This window comes from Cupriavidus sp. OTU4054 (assembly GCF_038440175.1).
In the GTDB taxonomy this organism is placed as follows: domain Bacteria; phylum Pseudomonadota; class Gammaproteobacteria; order Burkholderiales; family Burkholderiaceae; genus Cupriavidus; species Cupriavidus pauculus_D.
This window is the reverse complement of the sequence record NZ_JASATF010000024.1, coordinates 1-25,398: the sequence shown is the minus strand read 5'-3', so window position 1 is coordinate 25,398 and position 25,398 is coordinate 1. Positions and strand designations below refer to the sequence as shown.

The window sequence follows — 25,398 nt, the reverse complement described above, 5'->3', positions numbered from 1 at the left end:
ATGACAATCGAGGAAAAGAAGGGGTTCTGTACGCTGTGCCGTTCGCGATGCGGAACCATCAACGTGGTCGATGGCGACACCCTCGTCGAGGTGCGGCCGGACCCCACGCACCCCACCGGACGCGCCATGTGCCTCAAGGGCAAGTCCGCGCCCGAGCTCGTGCATAGCGCCGACCGCGTCCTCCACCCGATGCGCCGGACCCAGCCCAAGGACGCTGCCGACCCCGGCTGGCAGCAGATCTCTTGGGAAGAAGCGCTGACCGAAGTCGCCGCGCGCCTCGGCGCCGCGCGCGAGCGCGGGCACCCGGAATCGGTGGCGTTCGCGGTCACCACGCCCAGCGGCACCCCGCTCACCGACAGCATCGACTGGATCGAACGCTTCGTACGCGGCTACGGCAGCCCCAACATCATCTACGCCACCGAGATCTGCAACTGGCACAAGGATTTCGCGCACGTCTTCACGTTCGGCTGCGGCATTCCCACGGCCGACTACCGGCAGGCCGAGCTGATCCTGCTCTGGGGCCACAACCCGACCAACACGTGGCTCGCGCAGGCGGAGGCCATCGGCACGGGCCGGGCCGCCGGCGCGCGCATGATCGTCGTCGATCCCCGCCGTACCGCGCTGGCCGGCCAGGCCGACCAGTGGCTGCGCGTGAAGCCCGGCACCGACGCCGCGCTGGCCATGGCCATCGCCAACCTGCTGATCGAAGCCAATGCGTTCGACGTCGAGTTCGTGCGGCGGTGGACCAACGGCGCCCTGCTCGTGCGCGGCGACAACGGCCATTTCGTGCGCGGCCGGGACGTGGGATTCTCCGGCACCGATGCCGACGCCTTCGTGGCGTGGGACGCCGTGGCCGGGCGGCCCGTCGTGCATCCGCTTGAAGACGGCCTCGAGCGGATCGCACTGCGCGGCACGTTTGCATTGCGCCTCGCGGATGCCGAGGGAGACATCGCGTGCGAGCCCGCGTTCGAACGCTATGCCCGCGCCTGCGCGCAATACCCCGTCGATGTGGCCGCGCGCCTCACATGGATTCCCGAGGGCGATATCCGTCACGCGGCCAGCCTGCTCGGCTCCGCGCGCCGCGTCGCCTATCACGCATGGTCGGGCGTGGGCCAGCACGAAAACGCCACGCAGACCGAACGCGCGATCGCATGCCTGTACGCGCTGACCGGAAGCTTCGACGTCGACGGCGGCAACCGCGTGCACCGCAAGCCGCCGCACCGCGCCGTCAATGGCCTCGATCTGCTCTCCGGCGCGCAGCACGCCAAGGCCCTCGGCATCGACGAACGCCCGCTCGGGCCGGCCGCCAATGGATGGGTGACAGGTCGCGATTTCTACCACGCGGTGCTCGACGAACGACCGTACCGCGTCGACACGCTCGTCGCATTCGGCACCAACCTTCTGCTCTCGCAACCCGATGTGGAACTCGGCGATCGCGCCTTGCGCGCGCTGGACTTCCACGTGCATTGCGATCTGTTCATGACGCCGAGCGCGCAGTACGCGGACATCTTCCTGCCGATCAACACGCCGTGGGAACGCGAAGGCCTGCGCATCGGCTTCGAGATCACCGCGGAGGCGGACGAACTCATCCAGCTGCGGCAGCGCATGGTGCCGCCCCGCGGCGAATCGCGCGCGGACAACGACATCGTGTTCGACCTCGCCACGCGCATCGGCATGGGCGACCTGTTCTTCGACGGCAGCCTCGAGCGCGGATGGAACCATATGCTCGCCCCCGCCAACGTCGATGTGGCGGCCTTGCGCGCGCACCCCGAGGGCATCCGCGTTCCGGTGGCGTCCGCCGAGCGCAAGTACCGCACGCAACCGAAGCCGTTCGCCACGCCGACCGGCCTCGTCGAGCTGTACTCCGAACGCCTGCTGCAGCATGGCTATCCGCCCCTGCCCACGCACGAGGATCGCACCGAAGCCGACCATGCCGACTTCCCGCTCGTCATGACCTCGGCCAAGAGCGGCTACTACTGCCACAGCCAGCATCGCGGCAACGCCTCGCTGCGTCGTCGCGCACTGCGGCCTTCGCTAGACGTCTCCGATGCATTGGCGCGATCCATCGGCATCGAAGCCGGCGATCTCGTGCGCGTGACCACGCCAGGTGGCATGGCCACCTTCAGCGTGCGCATCGACGCCGCACTGCATCCGGCCGTGGTCGTCGGCGAGTACGGCTGGTGGCAGGCGTGCGACGCGCTGGGCCAGCCCGGCATCGATGCGCTGGGCGGCCGCCATAGCAACTACAACGCGCTCGTCGGTGGCGAACGGCAAGACCCCGTCAGCGGCTCCACGCCGCTGCGCGCCTATCGCTGCCGCGTGGAGATCGACCCCGCGTTCGACCGCCGCCGCGCATGGGACGGCTTCCGCCCGTTCCGCGTGGCCGCGCTGACGAAGGAAGCCAGCGACGTCACCACGGTCCGCATGGAAGCGCTCGACGGCGGGCTGCTTCCCGACTTCTCGCCGGGCCAGCACATCACCATCCGCCTGCGCACGCGCGCGGGCACGGAAGTCGTGCGCTCGTACTCGCTGACCGGCCCGGCCGCCATGGCCAGCCGACGCCACTACAGCATCTCGGTACGCCGCGCGACCGGCGTGGCCGCCGACGGCATGCGCGTCGATGGCATCGCCTCGACGCATATCAACGGCACGCTCGCCATCGGCGATGTCGTCGATCTGCGCGCGCCGTCGGGCACGTTCGTCATGCCGCGTCAATCGCGGCGCCCGCTGATCCTCGTGGCCGGCGGCATCGGCATCACGCCCTTCATGAACCTGCTCGAATCGCTGGCCGACGAGCCCGCGCCGCCGCGCATCGTGCTGCTCTACGCGAATCGCAACCGCGCGGCGCATGCGTTCCGCGAGCGCATCCGCACGCTGCAGTCTGCACTGCCGTCGCTCTCGGTCATCGACTACTACGAGCAGCCGGGCCCCGACGATATCGCCGGCAAGGACTATGACGTCCACGGCCGCATCTCGCCCGCGCATATCGACGACGCGCTGCTCGCCCTGCGCCCCCTGATCTACATGTGCGGTCCGCCGGCGATGATGGATGCGTTTGCGCAAGGCATGATCGCGCGCGGTGTGCCACGCTTCGACATCCTGCGCGAGGTGTTCCGCTCGCCGGTAACCGCGAAACTCGCGCCTGGACAGCAGTACCGCGTGCATTTCGCGCGATCCGACCGCGCACTCGAATGGAAACCCGAGGACGGCTCGCTGCTCGGCTTCTCCGAACGCCATGGCGTGCAGTTGCCGAGCGGCTGCCGCGTGGGACAGTGCGAAAGCTGCGCCGTGAAGGTACTGAACGGCACGGTCAGGCATCTGCACGGGCAGGAGCCCGACGACGCCGATACGTGCCTGGCCTGCCAGGCGATTCCCACGAGCGACCTCGTGCTCGACGCCTGACCGATTCCTTTTCAACCGAAACGACGACATGCTCATTCTCGACGCCGCCACCACCCGGTCCCGCCTGCCCTTCGACACGCTGATTCCTTCGCTGCGCGCCGCGTTCGTTGCCGGTTGCGAAGTGCCGCTGCGCCATCACCACACGGTCGGTGACGGCACGGTGCTGCTGATGCCGGCCTGGAGCGATCGCTATATGGGCGTGAAGACCGTCTCGATCTTTCCCGGCAACGCGCAACGCGGCCTGCCCGGCCTGCATTCGACGTACATGCTCTACGATGCATCGACGGGCGCACCGCTCGCGCTCATCGACGGCAACGAGATCACGTCGCGACGCACGGCCGCCGCCTCCGCCCTCGCGGCCTCGATGCTCGCGCGCGCCGATGCGCGCAAGCTGCTCGTCATCGGCGCGGGCCGCGTCGCCAGCCTGCTGCCCCACGCCTATCGCGCGGTGCTGCCGATCGAGCAGATCCATATCTGGGACATCGACGCCGCGCAGGCGGAGCGGCTGGCCGGCAGCCTGCGCGACGAAGGCATCGACGCGCGCGCCACCGCGTGCGTGGAAGACGTGCTTGGCAACGTGGACGTCGTGACGTCGGCCACGCTGTCCACCGTGCCGCTGATCGAGCGCCAGCATATCGCGCCGGGCACCCATATCGACCTCATCGGCGGCTTCACGCCGCAGATGCGCGAAGCCGACGACGCCTGCTTCGCGGACACGTCCGTGTTCGTGGACACCGCGGAAGCCACCATGAAGGCCGGCGACCTGCTGCACCCGATTGCCGCCGGCGTGTTCCGCGCGGAAGACGTGCGCGCGGACCTCGCGGCGCTCTGCCGTGGCGCGCACGCGGGCCGCGCATCGAACGACGAGATCACCGTATTCAAGGCCGTGGGGACGGCACTGGAAGACCTCGCGGCAGCAGCGATCTGCTTCGAAGTTCACAACTGAGAGATCCAAACCCCGAACGAGAATCGACACGCACCCAGGAGGTTTTGCCATGAAAGACACACCGCTATCCGCCCCAGCCTACGCGCCACCCGCGCGCGGGGGCCTCGAACGCCTTGCCGTCCGGGTCACGGACTGGTCCGAACGCTGGTTTCCGGACTCCTACATCTTCGCGGCCATCGCGGTCGTCGTCGTGGCCATCGGCGCGATGCTCATCGGCGCTCCCGCGCAAGGCGTGGCACGCGCGTTCGGTGACGGCTTCTGGAGCCTCATTCCGTTCACGATGCAGATGGCGGTCGTCGCCATCGCAGGCTACGTCGTCGCCGTATCGCCGCCCGCGTCCATGCTCATCGCGCGGCTCGCGTCCATGCCGCGCACGGCACGGGGCGCGGTAGCGTTCGTCGCGCTGATCAGCCTCGGCACGTCGCTGGTCAACTGGGCCATCAGCCTGATCTTCAGCGGCCTGCTCGTGCGCGCCATCGCGCGCCGCACGGACCTGCGCATGGACTACCGCGCGGCCAGCGCGGCCGCCTACCTCGGCATGGGCGCCACGTGGGCGCTCGGCCTGTCCTCGTCGGCCGCGCAGCTGCAGGCCAACCCGGCCAGCCTGCCCAAGTCGCTGCTCGACATCACGGGCGTGATTCCGTTCTCGGAAACCATCTTCCTCTGGCAGTCGATGGCGATGACCGGGGTGCTGATCGTCGCCTCGCTCGTGGTCGCGTACTTCTCGGCACCGACCGGCGACCGCGCGCGCACGGCCGCGGACATGGGCGTCGATCTCGACGACAGCGACGACGCCATCACCAGGCCGACGCGTCCCGGCGAATGGCTCGAGTACAGCCCGCTGCTGACGCTGCTGCTCGTCGCGCTCGGTGCCGGCTGGCTCTATCACGAGTTCACCACCAAGGACCCGATCCTCGCGATCTCGAACCTGAACACCTACAACTTCCTGTTCCTGATGCTGGGCATGCTGCTGAACTGGCGTCCCCGCCGGTTCCTGCGCGCCGTGGCCCGCTCGGTGCCTTCCACGGCAGGGGTGCTGATCCAGTTTCCGCTGTATGGCGGCATCGCCTTCATCCTGACCAAGGCCACCGGTGGCGACGGCGCCACGCTGTCGCACCACCTGGCTTCCGCGTTCGTCTCGATGGCGACCACCGAATCGTTCTCCGCGGTCATGGGCATCTACTCGGCGGTACTGGGCTTCTTCGTCCCGTCGGGCGGCGGCAAGTGGATCATCGAGGCACCGTACGTCATGCAGGCGGCCAACGAACTGCACGTCCACCTCGGCTGGGCGGTACAGGTCTACAACGCGGCGGAAGCCCTGCCGAACCTGATCAATCCGTTCTGGATGCTGCCGCTGCTCGGCGTACTGGGCATCCGCGCCAAGGACGTGGTGGGCTTCACGTTCACGCAGCTGATCGTGCATACGCCACTGGTGCTGTTCATGCTGTGGGCGTTCGCGATGACGCTGGAGTATCGGCCGCCGGTCATGCCATGACCTGACGGTTTGCTGCTCCCTTCATGGGGGAGAGGGGGCAAGAGAACCAACCTATTATGGAAGCATCCCATCCAAGGAGCTTCCATGAAACCCATCCAGCTGATAGGAGCCCCCACAGACGTCGGCGCAAGCATTCGCGGTACGTCGATGGGCCCCGAAGCGCTACGCGTTGCAGATATTGCCAGCGCTCTGGCGCGCAACGGGCTCCAGGTCACCGACCTCGGCAACCTCGCCGGCCCGGGCAATCCGGGCCATGCTCCGGTCAACGGCATGCGCCATCTGGAAGACGTCGTGGCGTGGAACACCGCGGTGTTCACGGCGCCTATGAAATTCTTGCAAACGGCCGTATGCCGCTGCTGATGGGCGGCGACCACTGCCTGGCCATCGGCTCGATCAGCGCGGCCGCACGGCATTGCCGCGAATCGGGCAAGCAGTTGCTGGTCCTGTGGCTAGACGCCCACGCCGATGCCAACACCGGCAGCACGAGCCCCACGGGCAACATCCACGGCATGCCGGTCGCCTGCCTCTGCGGCGACGGCCCCGAGCCGCTGACCACACTCTCGGGCACACGCCCCGCGATGCAGCCGAACGATATCCGCCAGGTCGGCATCCGCAGCGTCGATCCCGAGGAAAAACGCCGCCTGCGCCAGCTCGGCCTGCCCGCATTCGACATGCGCTTCATCGACGAAAACGGTATGCGCGAAACCATGCGCCAGGCATTGGCCGGCGTGGACGCCAACACGCACCTGCACGTGAGCTTCGATGTGGATTTCCTGGATTCGCAGATCGCGCCCGGCGTCGGCACGCCGGTGCGCGGCGGTCCCACCTACCGCGAAACCCACCTCGCGCTGGAGATGATCGCGGACACCAAGGCACTGGGCTCGCTCGACGTACTGGAACTGAACCCCGCCCGCGATATCCAGAATCAGACCGCGGAACTCGTGGTGGACCTGCTGGAAAGCCTGTTCGGCAAATCGACGCTGCTGCGTTGACGCCGGCAGGCCCGGCGTTCAGCGCCGGCCTGGCAACGGCGGCATCGCGGGCACATACGCGGCATCGGTCAGCGTGCGCAGGAATGCCACGATGTCGTCGATGTCTGCTTCTGTCAGCGCAGCGGGCATGCCGGGCTTGCGGTTCATCGGCGGCGAATTCACGTTGATGTTGTCGCGATACGCGGCGGGGACATCGTCGAAGACCTTGCCATCGGCATACCACTTGCCCGGATCGATCGTCCGCGTGTTGTAGAACGCCACGGCGTCACGCAACGACGTGAACACGCCGTTGTGCATGAAGCGCTGGCGTACCGCCACGTTGCGCAGGCCCGGGGTACGCAGATAGCCGCACCACTGCGTGGGTTCGGGCCAGCGCAACCGGCGTGCGGTGTCGCACAGGCCGTTGTCGAAATGCGTCGCGTCACGGTTCGCGGGCAGTGCCCGGTTACGCGGCACCGCGATGGCGTCGTAGCCGAAGTCCGTGAACAACGAGCGCTCGGGGCGGCTCGACGTATCGGACAACGTGTGGCAGCTCATGCAGTTGCCCTTGTCCGGATTCTTGAACAGCGCCAGGCCGCGGGTTTCCTGCGGCGTCAGCGGCGCGCGCCGGCGCAGGTAATCGTCGAAGCGCGACGTGAATGGCGCCATCTCGTCGCTCTGCATATAGGCTTGCAGCGCGGCACCGAGCGCGCGCAGCATCGCCTCGGGGTCCTTGCGCACGCCCGGTCCGAATTGCGCGGCCAGCACGGGAGCGAGGTCGGTGCCGTTGATATTGCGCAGCAGCCCGGCCGGCGTGCCGTTGTTCATTTCATTCGGATCCAGCAGCGGACCGCGCACCTGCTCGGCCAGCGTATCGGCGCGGCCATCGGCGAACAGGCCGCCGAACGGCGAGGCGGCGGGCGCATCGTCGTCCTGGTAGAAGTGCCTGCGCGGTACGTAGCGGACGTACAGCAACGAAGGCGGATTACGCAGGCTGAAGTGTCCGGGGCGGCTGCCCTGCGTCACCCCCGGTGTGCTTGCGGGCAGCGTGGCGGCAAACGCGCGCGCGGGATCGTGGCAGCTGGCGCACGACTGCCCGCGCGGCATCGACAGACGCGCATCGAAGAACACGCGCCTGCCCAGCGCCACCAGCGCCGGGTCCGGACGGAATACCGCGCCGGTGACATCCACCTTCGCCGTGACCTTGGGGGTCCCGTTACCGATCGTCGCCACGACCGTCGCGGGGGGCGCGCCCGGCAGCAGCATGGTCTCCGCCGCCAGCGCGGGGAATGCTACCGCCCACGCCAGCAGCGTGGCGCGGGCGGCGATACGGCGGCATGCATATGGCATCAGGGCATCAACGCATCAGGGCGTCAGGAAGCCGGTCTTGTCGCAGGTGAGCGTGTTGCCGGTCTGGTCGCAGGTGGCCAGCAGCTTGCCGGCCTTGGTGTACGCCTTGAACTGCCAGCCCGTGGCTGGCGATGCATGACGGTCCATCACCAGAAAGCCGAAGCTTGCGTGATGCGTGATGCGATCGATGGTCGTACCGGGTGCGGGCACGCTGCCGGCAGGCAACGGATCGGGCAATGCGACATCGAGATTGTCGCCGCCGTTGCCGGAGACGATCGTGGCCGGGTGCGCCGACGCGAAGTTGATGGCCTGGAAGTCATGCACGTGGCCGTGCAACGCGAGCTGGATGCCGGTCGGATAGTAGGCCTGCGCATTCAGGTTCGACATCACCGACTGCAGGGCCAGATTGCCCGGCGCGGGATTCGCGCCAGCCACCGGAGCGAACCCCAGGATCGGATGGTGATTGGTGAAGATCGTGGTGGTCATGCCCGTCTTCGCGGCCAGCGTCGCCACCGTCTGGAACTGCTTCTGGTAGGCGATGAACTGCGGGTCGTTGGTGGCCAGCGCGGCCTTGCCCGCCTTGGCGGAGTCGAACACGATGACCTGCGAGCCGCCGCCGAGCGACACCGCATACGGGTCCGCATAGTTGGCGATGGCGTCGTTGGCCGGATCGTCGCACGAACGCGTGGCGTCATACGGACGCGTATCCAGGAAGCGGGCCCAGCCCTGACCGGCACGCGCGCACTCCTCGTGATTGCCGCGCACCACGACCCACGGTGCCTTGGCCAGCAACGGCGCGGCCGGCTTGAACAGATCGGCCTGCCAGGTATCCCAGCCATAGCCCCACGGGCTGCCCTGGCAGCCGGCGATATCGGGCGGGCAGGCGTTCTCGCGATAGTGGTAGTCGCCGATATGCAGCACGAGGTCGGGATTGAAACCGGCCGCGGTGGCGGCCAGCGACGCCAGCGGCCAGGCCTCGGTATCGGAGCAGGCCTGCCATGCGTTGTCGGCCTTCTTCAGGCGGCAGCCGGTATCGGCCAGCACCACGATACGTTGCGGCGTGGCCTTCGGCAGCGGCAGCACCTGCGCCCCGATGGCGGCGCTGGCGGCGCCGGCCGGCAGCGTGGCTTCGCAAACGGACACCGGAAACTCCGATGGCTTGGAGTCGGCCGCCGCGCTGGCCGTGGTACGCAACGGCGCCGTGGCGGGGCCGACGCGCAGCGTCATGCGCGCGGCCTTGCCATCGACCGTCAACAGCGGGCACTGGGCGTTCGCGCCGGCGCCGGCCTCGGCCGTATAGCGCGTCACCACACGCGCCAATGCCTGGTTGCCATCGCCGATCTCGACCCATGCGGCCTGGATATTCGCGCTCGCCGTGGCCGCGTCCGGCGCGGGCGTCGGCGTCGTGGCGGGCGGATTGTTGCTGGCGGTATTGCTGGAACTGCTGCTGTCGTCGCTGCCGCAGCCATGCAGCGCCGCCATGATGGCGATCGCAGCCGTACCTGCCATCCAGACGATGGTGTTCTTTTTTTGTGGGCGCATATGGTTCTCCCCTGTGTGGGTGGCCACCCTACCCCACCGATATGAAAGAACCATGACGCCGGGCGGGAACAAAAAAAGCCGAGCCCTGTGCGAGACAGGACTCGGCCCTTACTTGGCCCTTACTTGGCCCTTACTTGGCCCTTACTTGGCGCTTACTTGGCGCTTACTCGGCCCTTACTCGCCCCTTTCGTGCTGCCGGGCGCTCAGGACTGCGGGATCAGGACTGTGGCTTCGCCGTGGGCGATTCGCCCGCCGCCGCCGCCGGCGCCGTGGTCGTCTCGTTCCAGCCACCACCCAGCGCCTTGTACAGATTCACCTCGCTGGTCAGCTGATTCAGGCGATCGGTGATCAGCGTCTGCTGCGCGGAGAACAGCTGGCGCTGCGCATCGAGCAGCGTCAGGTAGTTGTCCACACCGGTGCGATAACGCTGGTCGGCGAGCTTGTAGTAATCCTGGCTCGCCGCGACGAGTCGCACCTGTGCCTGCAGCTGGTCGGTGTACGTACCGCGCGCGGCCAGCCCGTCCGCCACTTCGCGGAAAGCCGACTGGATCGTCCGCTCGTACTGCGCCACCGTCACGTCCTTCTGGATGCGCGAGTAGTCGAGGCTGGCCTGCAGGCTGCCCGCCGTGAAGATCGGCACATTGATCTGCGGATTGAACAGCCACGTGCCGGATCCCCCTTCGAACAAGCCCGACAGCTGCCGGCTCGCCGTGCCGGCCGAAGCCGTCAGGCTGATGCTCGGGAAGAACGCCGCGCGCGCCGCACCGATCGTCGCATTGGCCGCCATCAGCTGATGCTCGGCAGAGAGGATGTCCGGCCGGTTCCGCAGCAGATCCGACGGCAGACCCGCCGGCACTTCGGCCACGAGCTTGTCGTCGAGCGACAGGCCCTCGGGCAGGTCGCCCGGCACCGATGCACCGATCAGCAACGACAGCGCATTCCTGTCCTGCGCCACCTGCCGCGTGTATTGGGCCAGGGTCGCACGCGCGTTCTCCACGCTCGTCTGCGCCTGACGCAGGTCCAGCCGCGACGAAATGCCTTCCTCGAAGCTGCGGCGCGTCAGGTTGAACGTACGCTCGTACGTGCCGAGCGTGTCGCGCGTGAGCTTCAGCTGCTCCTCATCCGCGCGCATCGTCAGATACGCATTGGCAACGCTCGCCACCAGCGCGATATGGGTGCTGCGGCGCGCTTCCGCGCTGGAGAAGTACGTCTGCAGCGCCGCCTCGTTCAGGCTGCGCAGGCGGCCGAACAGATCGATTTCCCACGCGGTGATGCCGAGCGCCACACCGAACTGCCTGCCGACGATCCCCGTCGATGCGGACGACAGGGGCGACAGCACGCGTTGCGCCGTGTACTGGCCGGTGGCATTGAGCTCCGGGAACAGTTCCGCGCGCTGAATGCGGTACTGCGCGCGATAGGCGTCCATGTTCAGCGCGGCAATGCGCAGGTCGCGATTGTTCTCCAGCGCCACCTCGATCAGCCGGCGCAGCCGCGGATCGGTGAAGTAGTCGCGCCAGCCGAGCTCCGCCGCGGCCACCTGCCCGCTGGCGGCGTCGCCGCCAACCGGATAAGCATCCCCGGTCGGATAGGCGGCATCCACGGGCGCGGCCGGCTGCTCGTATTTCGGAATCAGGCTGCAGCCGGCCAGAAAGACGCCGGCTGCAAGGCTAACTAGTGTTTTTCTCATGAGAGGGCTCCCTTCTCGAGGGAGGTGTCATCCTTGGGCTTTCGGCCCTTGAACAGCGACGTCACCGCGACGAAGAACAGCGGCACCCAGAAGATCGCAAGCACGGTCGCCGTGATCATGCCGCCGATCACGCCGGTACCGATCGCGTGCTGGCTGCCCGAACCGGCGCCCGTGGACACCGCCAGCGGGAACACGCCGAGCACGAAGGCCAGCGACGTCATGATGATCGGCCGCAAACGCATCCGGCACGCCTCGATCGCGGCTTCCACGAGCCCCTTGCCCTGCTCGTGCAGCTCCTTCGCGAACTCCACGATCAGAATCGCGTTCTTCGCCGACAGGCCCACGGTCGTCAGCAGACCCACCTGGAAGAACACGTCGTTGGACAGCCCGCGCAACAGCGTCGCCATCAGCGCGCCGACCACACCGAGCGGCACCACCAGCATCACGGAGAACGGAATCGACCAGCTTTCGTACAGCGCCGCCAGACACAGGAACACGACGAGCAGCGACAGCGCATACAGCGCAGGCGCCTGGGCACCCGACAGGCGCTCTTCATACGACAGGCCGGTCCACGAATAGCCAATGCCAGGCGGCATCTGCTTCATGATGTCCGCCACCGCGTTCATCGCCTCGCCGGTACTCTTGCCCGCCGCCGGTTCGCCGAGGATTTCCACCGCCGGCACACCGTTGTAGCGCTGCAGCTTCGGCGAACCGTAGCCCCAGTGCCCCGTCGCGAACGCCGAGAACGGCACCATGTCGCCATTACCATTGCGGATGAACCACTTGGTCAGGTCTTCCGGCGACATCCGCGAATTCGGACGCCCCTGCACGTACACGCGCTTCACGCGGCCGCGATCGATAAAGTCGTTCACGTAGCTGGAACCCCACGCGATCGACACCGTGCTGTTGATGTCGGCCAGCGACAGCCCCAGCGCGCGCGCCTTCTCGTCGTCGATATCGAGCAGATACTGCGGCTCGTCGTTCAGGCCGTTGGGCCGCACGCGCTGCATCGCCGGATTCTGTCCCGCCAGCTGGAGGAACTTGTTGCGCGCCTCCATCAGCTTCTCGTGACCGAGACCGGCCTGATCCTGGATATAGAAGTCGAAACCGGTCGCGTTACCAAGTTCCTGCACCGCGGGCGGCGCGAAGGCAAAAGCCAGCGCATCGCGGAAGGTGAAGAACTTGGCCTGCGCCCGCTTGGCCAGGTCGAACACGCTCGTGGCATCGCCGCTACGCTCCTTGAACGGCTTGAGCAGGATGAACGCGAGACCCGAACTCTGGCCACGGCCGGCGAAGTTGAAGCCGTTCACCGTGAACAGCGATTCCACCACCCCGCCTTCGTCGCCCAGCAGATACTCGCGCATCTGGTCGAGGACCTGCTGCGTGCGCTCCGCGGTCGAACCCGGCGGCGTCTGCACCTGCGCGTAGAGCACGCCCTGGTCTTCTTCCGGCAGGAACGAGGTCGGGATCTTCGTGAACAGGAACGCCATCCCCGCGACGATCGCGATATAGATGATCACGAACGGCATCCGGCGCCGCAGAATCCCCTGCACGCCACGCTCGTACCGGTGCGTCGTCTTGATAAAGCCCCGGTTGAACCAGCCGAAGAAGCCCTTCTTGTGCTCGCCGTGGTCGCCCTTCTCGATCGGCTTCAGCATCGTCGCGCACAGCGCGGGCGTCAGAATCAGCGCCACCAGCACGGACAGCACCATCGATGCGACGATCGTGATCGAGAACTGACGATAGATCACGCCGGTCGAGCCGCCGAAGAATGCCATCGGCAGGAACACCGCGGACAGCACGAGCGCGATACCGACCAGCGCGCCCTGGATCTGTCCCATCGATTTTCGAGCCGCCTCCTTCGGTGGCAACCCTTCTTCGGCCATCACCCGCTCGACGTTCTCCACCACCACGATCGCATCGTCAACAAGCAGACCGATGGCCAGCACCATCCCGAACATCGTCAGCGTGTTGATCGAGTAACCGAACGCGGCCAGCACGCCGAACGTGCCCAGGAGCACCACCGGCACGGCGATCGTCGGGATCAGCGTGGCGCGGAAGTTCTGCAGGAACAGGTACATCACCAGGAACACCAGCACGATAGCTTCGAGCAGGGTCTTGATCACCTCGTGGATCGAGTCCGCGATCACCGGCGTGGTGTCGTACGGGAACACGATCTTCATGCCCGGCGGCATGAAGCCCTCGAGCTGGCCCAGCGTCTGGTGAATGGCCTTGACGGTGTTCAGCGCGTTGGCGCCCGTCGCCAGACGAATGGCGATACCGGAAGCCGGCGCGCCGTTGTACTGCGCGTTGATGGTGTAGTCCTGGCCGCCGAGGCCGATATCGGCCACGTCGCGCAGGCGCACCTGCGAACCGTCGGTGTTGACCTTCAGCAGGATGTCGCCGAACTGCTCGGCGGTCTGCAGACGGGTCTTGCCGATGATCGTCGCATTGAGCTGCTGGCCACGCACCGCGGGCAGGCCGCCCAGCTGGCCGGAAGCCACCTGCACGTTCTGCGCCTTGACGGCGTTGCTCACGTCGAGCGGCGTCAGCTGATAGCTGTTGAGCCGCGCCGGATCGAGCCAGACACGCATCGCGTACTGCGAACCGAACACCTGGAAGTCGCCCACGCCGGACGTCCGCGACAGCGGATCCTGCAGGTTCGACACGATGTAGTTCGACAAGTCCTCACGCGTGACGCTCTTGTCCGTCGAGACCAGACCCACGATGACCAGGAAGTTCCGTACGGACTTGGTCACGCGGATACCCTGCTGCTGGACTTCCTGCGGCAGCAGCGGCGTGGCGAGCTGCAGCTTGTTCTGCACCTGCACCTGCGCGATATCCGGGTTGGTCCCCTGCTCGAACGTGACGGTGATGGTCATGCTGCCGTCGGAGTTCGATTCGGAGAAGATGTAGCGCAGGCCGTCGAGGCCGTTCAGCTGCTGCTCGATCACCTGCACCACCGTATCCTGCACGGTCTGCGCGGACGCACCCGGGTAGGTCACGGAGATGGCGATCGTTGGCGGCGCGATCGCGGGGTACTGGTTCACCGGCAGCGCGCGAATCGACAGCACGCCAGCCAGCATGATCACCAGCGCAATCACCCACGCGAAGATCGGCCGCTCGATAAAAAAGTTAGACATGGCGAATCCTTATGCTTGCGGTCGCGCTCAGGACTTGGCCGCGGGCGCGGACGCAGCGGCCGGCGCGGAGGCACCGCCCGCCGGCGCGGCGGAGGCTTCCACGGCCTTGACCTTGACACCCGGACGCACGAACTGCAGGCCCTCGACGATCACGCGGTCGCCAGCCTTCAGGCCGTCGGTCACGAGCCAGTTGTCGCCGATGGTGCGCGTGGTCGTCAGCTGACGCAGTTCCACTTCTTCCTTGCCATTGACCACGAGCGCGGTCGCCGCACCCTTGAGGTCGCGCGTCACGCCACGTTGCGGCGCCAGAATGGAGTTGGCGCGCACGCCTTCCTGCAGGCGCGCGTGCACGAACATCCCGGGCAGCAGGTCATGGCGCGGGTTCGGGAACACGGCACGCAGCGTCACGGAGCCCGTGCCTTCGTCCACCGAGACCTCGGAGAACTCGAGGCGGCCCGGTTCCGGATACGGCGTACCGTCCTCGAGGAACAGCGTCACCTTGGCGGCATTCGCGCCAGCCGATTCGAGCTGGCCGGCCTGAAGCTCGCGCTTCAGGCGCAGCAGCGACGACGACGGCTGTGTCACGTCCACATAGATCGGATCGAGCTGCTGCACCGTGGCCAGCGCGTTGGTCTGGCCGTTGGTCACGAGCGCGCCTTCGGTCACGAGCGCGCGGCTGATGCGGCCCGTGATCGGCGACAGCACCTTCGTGTAGCGCAGGTCGATCTTCGCGCGGTCCACGGCAGCCTGCGCCTGTTCGTAGGCGGCCTGAGCCTCGGCGTATTGCTGCTTGCTCACGGCTTCGTCGCCGACCAGCCGGCCATAACGCTGTGCCAGCAGCTTCGACGATTCGAGCGTGGCGGCGGCGGTCTTGTAGGCAGCCTCGTACGTCGACGGATCGATCTGATACAGCTGCTGCCCTTCCTTGACGTCGGTGCCCTGCTTGAACATCCGCTTGAGGATGATGCCGTTCACCTGCGGACGCACCTCGGCGATGGCGTAAGGATTGGTCCGGCCCGGCAATTGGGTTTCCAGCGTAACCGACTGCTCCTTGAGCGTCACGACCTGGACCTGTGGGGTCTGGGGTGCGGGAGCTTCGGCCTTCTTGCCGCAAGCGGCGAGCACCGCGACGGCAATGCCCAGCATGGCCGGAATCAAAGCACGCCTTGCGCGCATTGGTTGCATAGCGATTTCCTCGAGGATGAAACTGAAACAAATATGGGAGCCTGGTGCGATGCCAGGCGGGTGGTCCACGGTGCCGTACCGCATGCACGCGCATGAACGGTGGGGCGGGCATCGTGGCCCATCGCTTTTGTGTGTGAACAGCCGGTCAGGGGCATGGGTGCCGCACGAAGCAACAGCCATGCCCATGACCGGACGATTGCGGTCGGGCTCAGTCGGGGTTTCAGCGGATCGTGACCATTACCCCTGCTTTCGCCAGTGCCCTGGCCTCGAGTGGTACGCATCGCGGGCACGCATCGCGCGCGCCGAACCGCTCCCCGTTTTCAGAAAAATAGGCTTCGATCATGGCTTCTCAGTATTACCGTTCCATGCGCGAGGCTCGTGCACCGATCTGGTGTGGGCATCGACTCGCAATTCACGCCAGGCGCGGCGTCAATATCTGACGCTTCGCCGTGACATGCGCCTCCGGCAATGTATGCCACGCAGGACAAGACCTCAATGACTAAGTCAGCCGACCTCCCCCCTCCGGCAGGTCGGTATGTCCGTGCGTTTTTTCGCGGCGCTGCAGCATTTGAGGCACGCGGTGCGAAGTTGTTCCACTTGGCCTAAATGTTCGCAGCACGCCATGCTACCAGTTTGCTGAAATGTTCGGTTATGAGGAATTGGCGTGTAATCCGCTGAAATACGTCATTGCAGCCCCCGAAATGGCGGCATATGCATGCTACACGCGGGCTTGCAGCGTGCAATCACCAATGAGGCACCGGATTTTCTGAACAAATCGTTCAAATCTGATCACCGATCGCGGCGTCAGCCATCGAGCTGTGCGCGAAGGAAATCGACGAGCGAGCGTTGCCCGGCGTTCAGCGCACTGTCGCCCGCCACCAGCGCCAGTTCGGTGGGGGCCAGCGCAGGAAAGCCCTCGCACAGGCGGTGTTCGGGCAACAATGCGGTCGTCGGCAGCACCGACACGCCCAGCCCGGACGAGACCGCCGCCTGAATGCCGGTCAGGCTATGGCTGCCGAACGCCGTGCGCCAGCGCCGCTGCGCCTGGTCGAGCCCCCGGATCGCACGCTGCCGGTAGACGCACCCCTGGGGGAATAGCGCGAGCGGCACCGGTTCCTCCGCGCGGTCGTCACGATCCCATGCGCTGTCCGCGGCGGTCGCCCACACAAGCGTCTCGGGCCAGGCGGCAAGACTGGGCCCGCTGCCCGGCTCGCGCTTGACCAGGGCGATCTCGATCTCGCCACCTGCGAGCTTTTGTCGCAGGTCGCTGCTCATGCCGGCGACGGTTTCCAGCCTCACTTCGGGACGCGCCGCCACGAAACCGGACAGCATCGCCGACATGCGTCGCGCATCGAAGTCCTCGGGCACGCCGATCCGGACCGTCGAGACGCGCCCATCGCTGGCCAGCGCATCCGCGGCCTCCTGCGACAAGGCCAGCAGCCGCCGCGCATATTGCGCGAGCAGTTCACCATGCGCGGTGGCCGTGACCTGTGTGCCCGAGCGGTCTCGCAGCAGCAGCGGACGCCCCACGACCTCTTCGAGCTTGCGAATTTGCTGGCTGACCGTCGATTGCGTACGGTGCACCCGGTCTCCGGCGCGCGTAAAGCTGCCTTCGTCCACGACCGAAACGAGTGTGCGGAGTAGAACCAGATCGTCGAACATCGCGGCGCCTCTTATTTGAAAATCCACTGACGTGGATATCATAATTTCATTTTCAAATGGAGGCCAGACTCACTACGCTTCCGGTCAACGCAAACCGCTCCGGAGACCGCCATGTCCCTGCAATACACCCCCCGCCCCAAGTGGCTCACCTTCGACTGCTACGGCACGCTCATCCAGTGGGACGAAGGGCTGCAGCGGGCCGTCGACACCATCCTGCGCAACAAGGGCAATCCGGCGTCCATCGACACCGGCCGCCTGATCGAGGTGTACGACCGGCACGAGCATCGCCTCGAGCAAACGCCGCCGCATCGCAATTTCCGAACGGTCGCGGGCGAGGGATTGCGGCTCGCGCTCGAGGAATTCGATCTCGAACCCGCGCCCGACGATATCGCCGTGCTCACGCAGGGCATCTCGGCCATGCCGCCGTTCCGCGAAGTCGTGCCGGCGCTGCGCCGCCTCCAGGCCATGGGCTTCCGCACCTGCATCGTCTCCAATACCGACGACGACATCATCGCGGGCAACGTCGCGCAACTCGCCGACGCGACTGGCCCCTGTATCGACAGGGTGATCACCGCGCAGCAGGCCGGCGCGTACAAGCCCGCGCGCCGGCTCTTCGACTATGCTCACGAACAACTCGGCGTGACGAAGGAGGAAGTCGTTCATATCTGCGCAAGCCCGCACCTCGACCACGCCGCCGCGCGCGATATCGGCTTCCGTTGCGTGTGGGTCGACCGCGGCACCGGCCGCAGGCTATTGCCGGATTACACGCCGGATGCGATCGTACACACGCTCGACGAAGTTCCCACCCTGTTCCAGACACTCGACTGGTAAAGTCGGCGATCCCCAAGAAAGGAAACCATCGTGGCCCACACACTGACCTCTCTCCGCACGGAACGCGCGCAGACGCGCGCCGGACTCGACGCCGACGCCGTGCACGAGGCCCGCATCGAACTCGCGGCATGCTTCCACCTTGCCGCGCAACACGGCTTCGCGGAAGGTGTCTGCAACCATTTCTCCGCGGTCGTGCCGGGCCACGACGATCTGTTCCTCGTCAATCCGTTCGGCTATGCCTTCGACGAACTCACGGCCTCGCATCTGCTCATCTGCGACTACGAAGGCAACGTCATCGCGGGCGAGGGCAAGCCGGAGGCCACCGCGTTCTATATCCACGCGCGGCTCCATCGTGCACAGCCGCGCGTGCGCGCCGCGTTCCACACGCATATGCCCAACGCCACCGCACTCGCATTGCTCGATGGCGAGCCGCTCGTGTGGGCCGGACAGACCGCGCTCAAGTTCTACGGCCGCACCGTCGTCGATGAGGACTACAACGGTCTTGCGCTCGACGAGACCGAAGGCGATCGCATCGCCGCCGCCATGGGCAACGCCGATGTCGTCTTCCTGAAGAACCATGGCGTGATGGTGGTGGGTCCCACCATCGCCGAGGCCTGGGACGATCTCTACTATCTGGAACGCGCAGCCGAGGTCCAGCTCAAGGCCATGAGCACGGGACGCACGCTGAAGCCGGTGCCGCATGACATCGCGCAGCGTACGTACGAACAGATGCGCGTCGGCGATCCCGACAGTGCGCGTGCGCACCTCGACAGCGGCATGCGCCGCCTGCGCGCGCAGCACGTGCCGTTCGACCGGTAGGCTGCATCGCGCCACTGGCACGCTTCATGCACCACCCTCCGATAAAACGACCACATGGAGGGCAAGATCATGAAGGTCCGTCTATTCCCGGGTGCGGTGATCGCCGCTACCGCCATGATCGTCGCCGTCACCGCGACGCCTATTCTCGTGAACGCCGCCGGTGGCGATGCCGATACGCCATCGTCCACCGGCCGCACCACGGCGCCACGCGACACGGCGGCCACGACCGACCGCACCATCACTACCGCGGTGAAAGCCAGGCTGGCCACGATACCGGGCGCCGACGCCAGTCGCATCGACGTGAAGACCGTCGATGGTGTGGTCCGCCTCGAGGGCAACGTGCGCGATGAATCGCAGCGCGCGGCCGTTCTCAAAGCCGCCAAGGATACGAGCGGCGTGACCGCCGTCTCGGACGAGTTACGCGCCGCCGGCCAGTGAACTTCGGAAAAGATCGAAGTACCGCCGCGGCAGTTTTTACATGGAACGCCACGCCATCCCAACCATGGCGTGGGCGCTTCGTTTAACTCTGCATTAGGAACACATGCCCGGTAGCCGCGATGCCGACAAGGGCATCCGCGGACGTGCGCGACATCTGGCATAGCATGGCCCGCTCCATCGTCACGACCCATGGAGCGCGCATGCCAGGGAATGCCGGCCACACATCCATCGCCCGCACCTTCATCGTCCACCGTCGTCACCTTCTTTGCATTGCCACGCGTATTCTCGGCTGCCCCGTGCAGGCCGAAGACGTCCTGCACGATGCCTACCTCAAGCTGATCTTTCATACGCCCGATGGGCCATGGCGCAGCGAACTGAGCTACATCTGCCGCGTGGTGCGCAATCTCGCCCTCGATGGCTATCGGCGGCAGCAGATCGAACGGCGCCTCTTCGCATCGGAATTCGCTGAAGCCGATGCCCCGCTCGACACCAACTCCCCCGACCGCATTGCCAGCGCCCGCGAACGCGAACGTTCGTTACGCGATGCGATGCGCGCCCTGCCGCCACGCACGCGCGACGCGCTCACGCAGTATTACTTCGAAGACCAGTCGCAGCGGACCATCGCCGCGCGGCTCGGTATCTCGCCCGCGATGGTGAGCTTCATTCTCCAGGATGCGCGCGACACGCTCGGCACACTGTCGTTGTAGTTGTTGTTTCCGATCGCTGGTTCGTCTTGATGAATGTCGGCTGCGGCAACGCGGCCCATTTCTCCCAAATCACGCGAGCCATCATGACCAACACGACTACCAGCGCGGATGACACACCCTACGATTTCATCGGCATCGGCCTCGGCCCCTTCAACCTGAGCCTCGCATGCCTCGCGGATCCCCTCCCGGGCATGCGCTGCCTCTTCCTCGAAAAGAAAGAAGCCTTCGGCTGGCACACCGGCATGCTGATCGACGGCACCATCCTCCAGAACCCCTTTCTCGCGGACCTCGTCTCGCTCGCCGATCCCACCAGCCGCTTCAGCTACCTGAACTTCTGCAAGCAGCAGGGAAGGCTGTACACGTACTACGTGCGCGAGAACTACTACCTCACGCGGCAGGAGTACGACCGCTACTGCAAATGGGCCGCCGCGCAACTGCGCAACGTGCGGTACCGCCGCAACGTGCTCGATATCCACTATGACGCCACGATGCCCGGCTACGTCGTAACGGGCGTCGATACGCATAACGGCACCCCGTTCCGTTATCGCACCCGCCGCCTCGTCGTCGGCATCGGCAGCGAGCCACGCCTGCCCGACTGCTGCGAAGGGCTGCGCGCCGGCTCGCGCGGGCCCATCCACTCGGCCCACTACCTTGCGCACAAGGCATGGCTGCAACAGCAGCGCGTGATCACGATCGTCGGCAGCGGCCAGAGCGGCGCCGAGGTCTACTACGACCTGCTGCGCGAATGCGGCCTGTATGGCTACACGCTCAACTGGGTCACGCGGGCACCGCGCTTTTTCCAGATGGAAACGGCCAAGCTCACGCTCGAGTTCCTGCTGCCCGCGTATATCGGGCACTTCCAGAAACTCGGCGATGCCGCGAAACACCGCGCGACGCAGGGGCAGCGCGCCGTCTACAGCGGCATCAACAAGACGCTGATCGACCGCATCTACGACCAGCTCGACGAGACGCGCCACCAGCCCGGCCTGCGCACGCAACTCATGCCGAACCTCGCGCTCACGGCGTGCTCGCTCGACGATGCGGGCAAGCGCTTCGCGCTCACATTCGCGCACAACGAACTCGGCGAGCGCTATCGCCACCTTACCGACGGCCTCGTCATGGCCACGGGCTACACGCATCGCATCCCGCCATTCGTGCGCGGCATCCGCGACCGCATCCGATGGGATGCGCAAGGACACTACGTGCAGGCCGACAACTATGCCGTCGATATCGCGGGCGACGAAATCTATGTGCAGAACGCGGGCTTCGAGGGCGGCATCACGAACCCCGACCTGGGCCTTGCCTGCCATCGCAATGCGCGACTGCTGCATGCGCTGACCGGTGTCGATCACTATCGCGCCGAGGCCCGCACCACGTTCCAGGATTTCGCCCCGCGCGCGGACAGCGGGTTCACGAGACTCGGCGCATCGCCCGACGCCGACGCCGCGCTCCTCCGCCAGACAGCGCCTCGCCCCCGGGACGCGGACGTCGCGGTGAACGACGCGCTCGACGACAACATCGACGCGCCCCGCCCATGACGCTGCGCCTCGCCATTCTCGTCATGACCGCCTGCGGGGTGGTCAGCGACGCCATTCTCATCGCGTTCTATCCGCAGTTCTTCGCCATGCGCTATGGCGTGACCGACCCCATCCACGTCGGCGCCTATGTCGCCGCGATCTCGATAGCGGTCATGCTCACGCTGCCGCTATGGGCCCGCGTCGCCCGCCATGTGGAGACGATGCACCTCGTCGTCCTCACGCAGGGCATCGCGGGCCTGCTCGGCCTCGCGAGCCTTGGCGCGGAGACGGTCGCCGCCTACTGGGCGGTGACGCTGCTCATGTTCATGACCAAGAGCAGCTACCTGCTGATGTTTCCGTACCTGATGCGCGTCGAACCTCCCGACACGCACGGCGCCACCGTCGGACTGCTCGCGGTCGTGGTCCATCTCGGCGGGATCTTCGGCGCGATGGCGGGCGGCTCGCTGCTCCAGCATCTGGGACCCGACGCCTGCCTGCTGGCCACGGCCGCCGGAGACTTCGTGCAGATGGCGCTGTGCATCCACCTGATACGCGCGGGCAAGATCGTCGGCATGCTCGGCGCGGACCCGCCCCCGTCGATGACAGACGCGCGCCGTCCCACGCTGCCGCGTGTGCTGCGGCTGAGCGCGCTGATGCTGGTCTTCGATTTCAGCGCCTATCTGGTGCGCCCGTTCTTCTCGGTGTACTGGGAGGCCGCGACGGGTATCGGCAGCCAGACGCTCACGGGCCTCGTGTTCGCCATTCCGGGGCTGATGGCACTGCTCGTGCTGTCGATGGACCGCCGCGCGCGCGGCGACACGGCCTCCACTGCGCTGCATCTGTTGCTCGGCACGGCCGGGCTGATGCTGCAGGCCGCTCCATGGCCACCGGCCATGCTGATCGGCCGCTGCCTGTTCGGCATTGCATTGTTCCGCGTGAGCGTGCGGCTGGACGTCACGCTGTTTCGCGTCAGCACGCCGCACGCCTATGCGCGCGACTTCAGCATTGCCAACGGCTTCCAGAACCTCGGCGTGCTGCTGTCGTCGTTTTGCGCGGGTGTCGTCGTCGACCGGTTCGGCACGGCCATGCCGTTCCTGATCGCCGCGGCGGGCCTGCTGCTGACCGCGATGCTGAACCATCGGCTCTTTCGCATCGACCGCTTCCGCACGCCCCGTCATCGTCCACCCACCTGCCGGACCGAACATGTCACCTGACCGCTGGCACACCGATCGCCCCGCCCGCGAGGATATCCCCGCCATCGTGCGCGCGGTGCTCGCCCCGCGCTTCGCCATACGGGCCCTGTCGCTCGACGACGATATTGCCACGCTGCACCGCTGGTTCGTGATGGACTATGCGCGCTACTGGAACATGCAGCATCTGAGTCTCGCGGAAACCCGGCAGTTCTATGCCGACCTGCACACGGCCGGCCACGGCTGCGCATGCGTCGGGTCGCACGACGGCCAGCGGGCCTTCGTCGCCGAGTTCTACGACCCCACTCACGAGCCGCTCGCCGGTCACTTCGCCGTGCATCCCGACGATATCGGCATGCACTTCCTCGTGGCGCCGGTCTCGGTACGCATTCCCCATTTCACACGCGACGTCCTGCGCCATGTCATGGCCTTCGCGTTCTACACGCTGGGCGCGCGGCGCGTGGTCGTGGAGCCCGACGTCCGCAACGAACGCGTTCACGCCCTCAATCAAGCGGTCGGTTTCCGCTACGACCGTCAGATCCAGCTGCCGCAGAAAACCGCGTGGCTGGCCTTCTGTACCCGATCGGATTTCGAACGATCGCTCTCTGGAGACGTTACCGATGCATACACCGCCTGATGTATCGCTGCCCGCGCGACGCGCGCGCGAGCCGCAACATGTCGTTGATCACCTCGACCCGAGCGTCTGGGCCACGGTCAACCGGCTGCTGGTCCGCAAGGCACTCGCCGAGTTCGCCCACGAGTCCGTCATCGCCCCGGCACCGGCCGGCAAGCCCGATGCCGACAACTGGCGCGCATATCGCGTCGATGCCGACACCGCGGGATGCCACTACCGATTTCGCGCGCGGATCATGGCCCTGCACCACTGGCGCATCGATCCCGCGTCCATCGAGCGCATCGCCGACAGCCCGAAGTCCGGCGATCCGCTCGATGCGCTGACGTTCGTCAACGACTTCCGGCGCACGCTGGGGATTCCCGCGGACAAGCTCCCGATCTATCTCGACGAAATCAGCAGCACGCTCTTCGGCGCGGCCTACAAGCACACGCGCCCCTACCTCACCGCCGACGAGCTCGTGGAGCAGGACTATCAGGTCTACGAAGCCGCCATGACCGAAGGACACCCGTGCTTCGTGGCCAACAATGGCCGCCTGGGGTTCGATGCGGACGAATATCGAACCTATGCGCCCGAGACGGGTTCGCGCTTCGCCATCGTCTGGCTCGCCGTGCATCGCGACCACGCGCATTTCGCGAGCGTGCCCGGACTCGACCACGACACGCTGCTGGCCCGCGAGCTAGGCGCCGACCGTCTGGCTTCGTTCCGCCAGACGCTGCATCGGCTGGACCTCGATCCGTCGCGCTACCTGTTCATGCCCGCCCACCCGTGGCAGTGGTTCAACAAGCTGAGCATCGCATTCGCCGCCGATGTGGCCAATCGCAGGATCGTCGCACTCGGTTACGGCGAGGACCTCTACGCGGCGCAGCAGTCGGTGCGCACCTATTTCAACACGTCGCACCCCGAGAAGTGCTACGTCAAGACTTCGCTGTCGGTACTGAACATGGGCTTTATGCGCGGTCTATCGCCGCACTATATGGCGGGAACACCGGCCATCAACGCCTATCTCCACGAACGGATCGCGAGCGACGGTACGCTGCGGGACTACGGATTCTCGATCCTGCGAGAAGTCGCTTCGGTCGGCTACCGCAACCGGTACTACGAAGCGGCGCTCGAGAGCGATAGCCCGTACAAGAAAATGCTGTCGGCCCTCTGGCGCGAGAGTCCGATCGGCAAGCTGCAACAGGGCGAACGATTGATGACGATGGCGGCGCTGCTGCATGTCGATCCCGCGGGCCGGGCGCTGCTGCCGGCGCTGATTCGACGCTCGGGCATGCCGGCGCTGGCGTGGCTGCGCAGCTACCTGCGCGCGTATCTGGAACCGCTGGTCCACTGCTTCTACGCGCACGATCTGGTGTTCATGCCGCACTGCGAGAACCTGATCCTGGTCCTGTCGGCGCATCGCGTCACGCGCGTGTTCATGAAGGATATCGCCGAAGAATCCGCGATCCTCGACAAGGATGCGGCGCTGCCGGACGACGTCGCCCGTCTCGCGGTGGATGTGCCCGACGACTACAAGCTGCTTGGCCTGTTTATCGATGTGTTCGACGGCGTCTTCCGGCACCTGAGCCATCTGCTCGTCGAGCATGGCGTCTGCACCGAGGATGCATTCTGGCAACTGGTTGCCGATACCGTGCACGAATACCAGGCCGCGCATCCCGCGCTGCAACACAAGTTCAGGCGGTACGACCTGTTCCAGCCGGAATTCAGGCATTCGTGCCTGAACCGCCTGCAGCTGCGCAATAACCTGCAGATGGTCAACCTCGCCGATCCGGCTTCGAGCCTGACGATGGCGGGGACACTGAGAAATCCGCTGGCGAAATATCGGCGCAACTGACGTAATGAAATCGGCAGCGTAAAAAACAAAACCCCTCAGCGGGAA

At 66.3% G+C, this 25,398-nt stretch carries 18 protein-coding genes and 1 pseudogene; 12 read left to right on the top strand and 7 right to left on the bottom strand.

The features are described from left to right. The 4 genes and pseudogenes from AAHB16_RS24335 to rocF all read left to right on the top strand — a co-directional run bounded on the left by AAHB16_RS24335 (position 1) and on the right by rocF (position 6,835). Positions 1 to 3,402: a molybdopterin-dependent oxidoreductase gene (locus AAHB16_RS24335; protein WP_342052189.1), complete on the top strand. Its 3,402-nt coding sequence runs from the start codon at positions 1 to 3 to the stop codon at positions 3,400 to 3,402. A 28-nt stretch (positions 3,403 to 3,430) separates the two neighbouring features. After that, complete coding sequence (locus AAHB16_RS24330; protein ID WP_150375148.1) at positions 3,431 to 4,348, top strand: ornithine cyclodeaminase family protein; 918 nt, start codon at positions 3,431 to 3,433, stop codon at positions 4,346 to 4,348. A gap of 49 nt (positions 4,349 to 4,397) precedes the next feature. Continuing rightward, positions 4,398 to 5,843: a short-chain fatty acid transporter gene (locus tag AAHB16_RS24325; protein ID WP_150375149.1), complete on the top strand. Its 1,446-nt coding sequence runs from the start codon at positions 4,398 to 4,400 to the stop codon at positions 5,841 to 5,843. A gap of 84 nt (positions 5,844 to 5,927) precedes the next feature. Then, positions 5,928 to 6,835, top strand: a pseudogene (gene rocF, locus AAHB16_RS24320) (arginase). Between the two features lie 18 nt (positions 6,836 to 6,853). Here rocF and AAHB16_RS24315 read toward each other — a convergent pair. The 7 genes from AAHB16_RS24315 to AAHB16_RS24285 all read right to left on the bottom strand — a co-directional run bounded on the left by AAHB16_RS24315 (position 6,854) and on the right by AAHB16_RS24285 (position 17,383). Further along, the gene (locus AAHB16_RS24315; RefSeq protein WP_342052188.1) at positions 6,854 to 8,164 is read right to left on the bottom strand and encodes a cytochrome-c peroxidase; all 1,311 of its coding nucleotides are present in this window, start codon (positions 8,162 to 8,164) and stop codon (positions 6,854 to 6,856) included. Between the two features lie 15 nt (positions 8,165 to 8,179). Then, positions 8,180 to 9,673: a metallophosphoesterase family protein gene (locus AAHB16_RS24310; protein WP_411859895.1), complete on the bottom strand. Its 1,494-nt coding sequence runs from the start codon at positions 9,671 to 9,673 to the stop codon at positions 8,180 to 8,182. A 250-nt stretch (positions 9,674 to 9,923) separates the two neighbouring features. Beyond that, positions 9,924 to 11,393: an AdeC/AdeK/OprM family multidrug efflux complex outer membrane factor gene (adeC, locus tag AAHB16_RS24305; protein ID WP_150375152.1), complete on the bottom strand. Its 1,470-nt coding sequence runs from the start codon at positions 11,391 to 11,393 to the stop codon at positions 9,924 to 9,926. Continuing rightward, on the bottom strand, positions 11,390 to 14,536 hold the full coding sequence (locus AAHB16_RS24300; RefSeq protein WP_150375153.1) for an efflux RND transporter permease subunit: 3,147 nt from the start codon (positions 14,534 to 14,536) through the stop codon (positions 11,390 to 11,392). Before AAHB16_RS24300 ends, adeC begins: the two co-directional genes overlap by 4 nt. Before the next feature lie 27 nt (positions 14,537 to 14,563). Then, positions 14,564 to 15,721, bottom strand: coding sequence for an efflux RND transporter periplasmic adaptor subunit (locus AAHB16_RS24295; RefSeq protein ID WP_150375154.1), 1,158 nt, complete (start codon positions 15,719 to 15,721; stop codon positions 14,564 to 14,566). Positions 15,722 to 15,941: 220 nt separating this feature from the next. Further along, a complete protein-coding gene (locus AAHB16_RS24290) occupies positions 15,942 to 16,064 on the bottom strand; it encodes a hypothetical protein (protein WP_263364836.1) in 123 nt (40 codons plus the stop codon). A gap of 461 nt (positions 16,065 to 16,525) precedes the next feature. Continuing rightward, positions 16,526 to 17,383, bottom strand: coding sequence for a LysR substrate-binding domain-containing protein (locus tag AAHB16_RS24285; RefSeq protein ID WP_342052187.1), 858 nt, complete (start codon positions 17,381 to 17,383; stop codon positions 16,526 to 16,528). 111 nt (positions 17,384 to 17,494) lie between these two features. On the opposite strand from AAHB16_RS24285, the gene AAHB16_RS24280 reads away from it, so the two are divergent. From AAHB16_RS24280 to AAHB16_RS24245, 8 genes are all read left to right on the top strand, one after another. Further along, a complete protein-coding gene (locus AAHB16_RS24280; RefSeq protein WP_342052186.1) occupies positions 17,495 to 18,214 on the top strand; it encodes a haloacid dehalogenase type II in 720 nt (239 codons plus the stop codon). 30 nt (positions 18,215 to 18,244) lie between these two features. Then, positions 18,245 to 19,033, top strand: a complete 789-nt coding sequence (locus AAHB16_RS24275) for an aldolase (RefSeq protein ID WP_150375157.1) — start codon at positions 18,245 to 18,247, stop codon at positions 19,031 to 19,033. Positions 19,034 to 19,102: 69 nt separating this feature from the next. After that, a complete protein-coding gene (locus AAHB16_RS24270) occupies positions 19,103 to 19,471 on the top strand; it encodes a BON domain-containing protein (RefSeq protein WP_223851778.1) in 369 nt (122 codons plus the stop codon). A gap of 200 nt (positions 19,472 to 19,671) precedes the next feature. Next, positions 19,672 to 20,178 (top strand): sigma-70 family RNA polymerase sigma factor, encoded by a 507-nt coding sequence (locus AAHB16_RS24265; RefSeq protein WP_191002395.1) that lies wholly within the window; start codon positions 19,672 to 19,674, stop codon positions 20,176 to 20,178. Positions 20,179 to 20,261: 83 nt separating this feature from the next. Next, positions 20,262 to 21,716 (top strand): lysine N(6)-hydroxylase/L-ornithine N(5)-oxygenase family protein, encoded by a 1,455-nt coding sequence (locus AAHB16_RS24260; protein ID WP_342052185.1) that lies wholly within the window; start codon positions 20,262 to 20,264, stop codon positions 21,714 to 21,716. After that, the gene (locus AAHB16_RS24255) at positions 21,605 to 22,909 is read left to right on the top strand and encodes an MFS transporter (protein ID WP_342052246.1); all 1,305 of its coding nucleotides are present in this window, start codon (positions 21,605 to 21,607) and stop codon (positions 22,907 to 22,909) included. Before AAHB16_RS24260 ends, AAHB16_RS24255 begins: the two co-directional genes overlap by 112 nt. Beyond that, positions 22,899 to 23,522, top strand: a complete 624-nt coding sequence (locus AAHB16_RS24250) for a GNAT family N-acetyltransferase (protein ID WP_342052184.1) — start codon at positions 22,899 to 22,901, stop codon at positions 23,520 to 23,522. The genes AAHB16_RS24255 and AAHB16_RS24250 overlap by 11 nt, the downstream gene beginning before the upstream one ends. Next, positions 23,506 to 25,353: an IucA/IucC family protein gene (locus AAHB16_RS24245; RefSeq protein WP_342052183.1), complete on the top strand. Its 1,848-nt coding sequence runs from the start codon at positions 23,506 to 23,508 to the stop codon at positions 25,351 to 25,353. The genes AAHB16_RS24250 and AAHB16_RS24245 overlap by 17 nt, the downstream gene beginning before the upstream one ends. The last annotated feature ends 45 nt before the right edge of the window (positions 25,354 to 25,398 follow it).

Coding starts and splice junctions, on each gene's coding strand:
- AAHB16_RS24335 (WP_342052189.1), top strand. CDS start 1: ATGACAATCGAGGAAAAGAAGGGGTTCTGTACGCTGTGCCGTTCGCGA.
- AAHB16_RS24330 (WP_150375148.1), top strand. CDS start 3,431: ATGCTCATTCTCGACGCCGCCACCACCCGGTCCCGCCTGCCCTTCGAC.
- AAHB16_RS24325 (WP_150375149.1), top strand. CDS start 4,398: ATGAAAGACACACCGCTATCCGCCCCAGCCTACGCGCCACCCGCGCGC.
- AAHB16_RS24315 (WP_342052188.1), bottom strand. CDS start 8,164: ATGCCATATGCATGCCGCCGTATCGCCGCCCGCGCCACGCTGCTGGCG.
- AAHB16_RS24310 (WP_411859895.1), bottom strand. CDS start 9,673: ATGGCAGGTACGGCTGCGATCGCCATCATGGCGGCGCTGCATGGCTGC.
- adeC (WP_150375152.1), bottom strand. CDS start 11,393: ATGAGAAAAACACTAGTTAGCCTTGCAGCCGGCGTCTTTCTGGCCGGC.
- AAHB16_RS24300 (WP_150375153.1), bottom strand. CDS start 14,536: ATGTCTAACTTTTTTATCGAGCGGCCGATCTTCGCGTGGGTGATTGCG.
- AAHB16_RS24295 (WP_150375154.1), bottom strand. CDS start 15,721: ATGCAACCAATGCGCGCAAGGCGTGCTTTGATTCCGGCCATGCTGGGC.
- AAHB16_RS24290 (WP_263364836.1), bottom strand. CDS start 16,064: ATGATCGAAGCCTATTTTTCTGAAAACGGGGAGCGGTTCGGCGCGCGC.
- AAHB16_RS24285 (WP_342052187.1), bottom strand. CDS start 17,383: ATGTTCGACGATCTGGTTCTACTCCGCACACTCGTTTCGGTCGTGGAC.
- AAHB16_RS24280 (WP_342052186.1), top strand. CDS start 17,495: ATGTCCCTGCAATACACCCCCCGCCCCAAGTGGCTCACCTTCGACTGC.
- AAHB16_RS24270 (WP_223851778.1), top strand. CDS start 19,103: ATGAAGGTCCGTCTATTCCCGGGTGCGGTGATCGCCGCTACCGCCATG.
- AAHB16_RS24265 (WP_191002395.1), top strand. CDS start 19,672: ATGCCAGGGAATGCCGGCCACACATCCATCGCCCGCACCTTCATCGTC.
- AAHB16_RS24260 (WP_342052185.1), top strand. CDS start 20,262: ATGACCAACACGACTACCAGCGCGGATGACACACCCTACGATTTCATC.
- AAHB16_RS24250 (WP_342052184.1), top strand. CDS start 22,899: ATGTCACCTGACCGCTGGCACACCGATCGCCCCGCCCGCGAGGATATC.
- AAHB16_RS24245 (WP_342052183.1), top strand. CDS start 23,506: ATGCATACACCGCCTGATGTATCGCTGCCCGCGCGACGCGCGCGCGAG.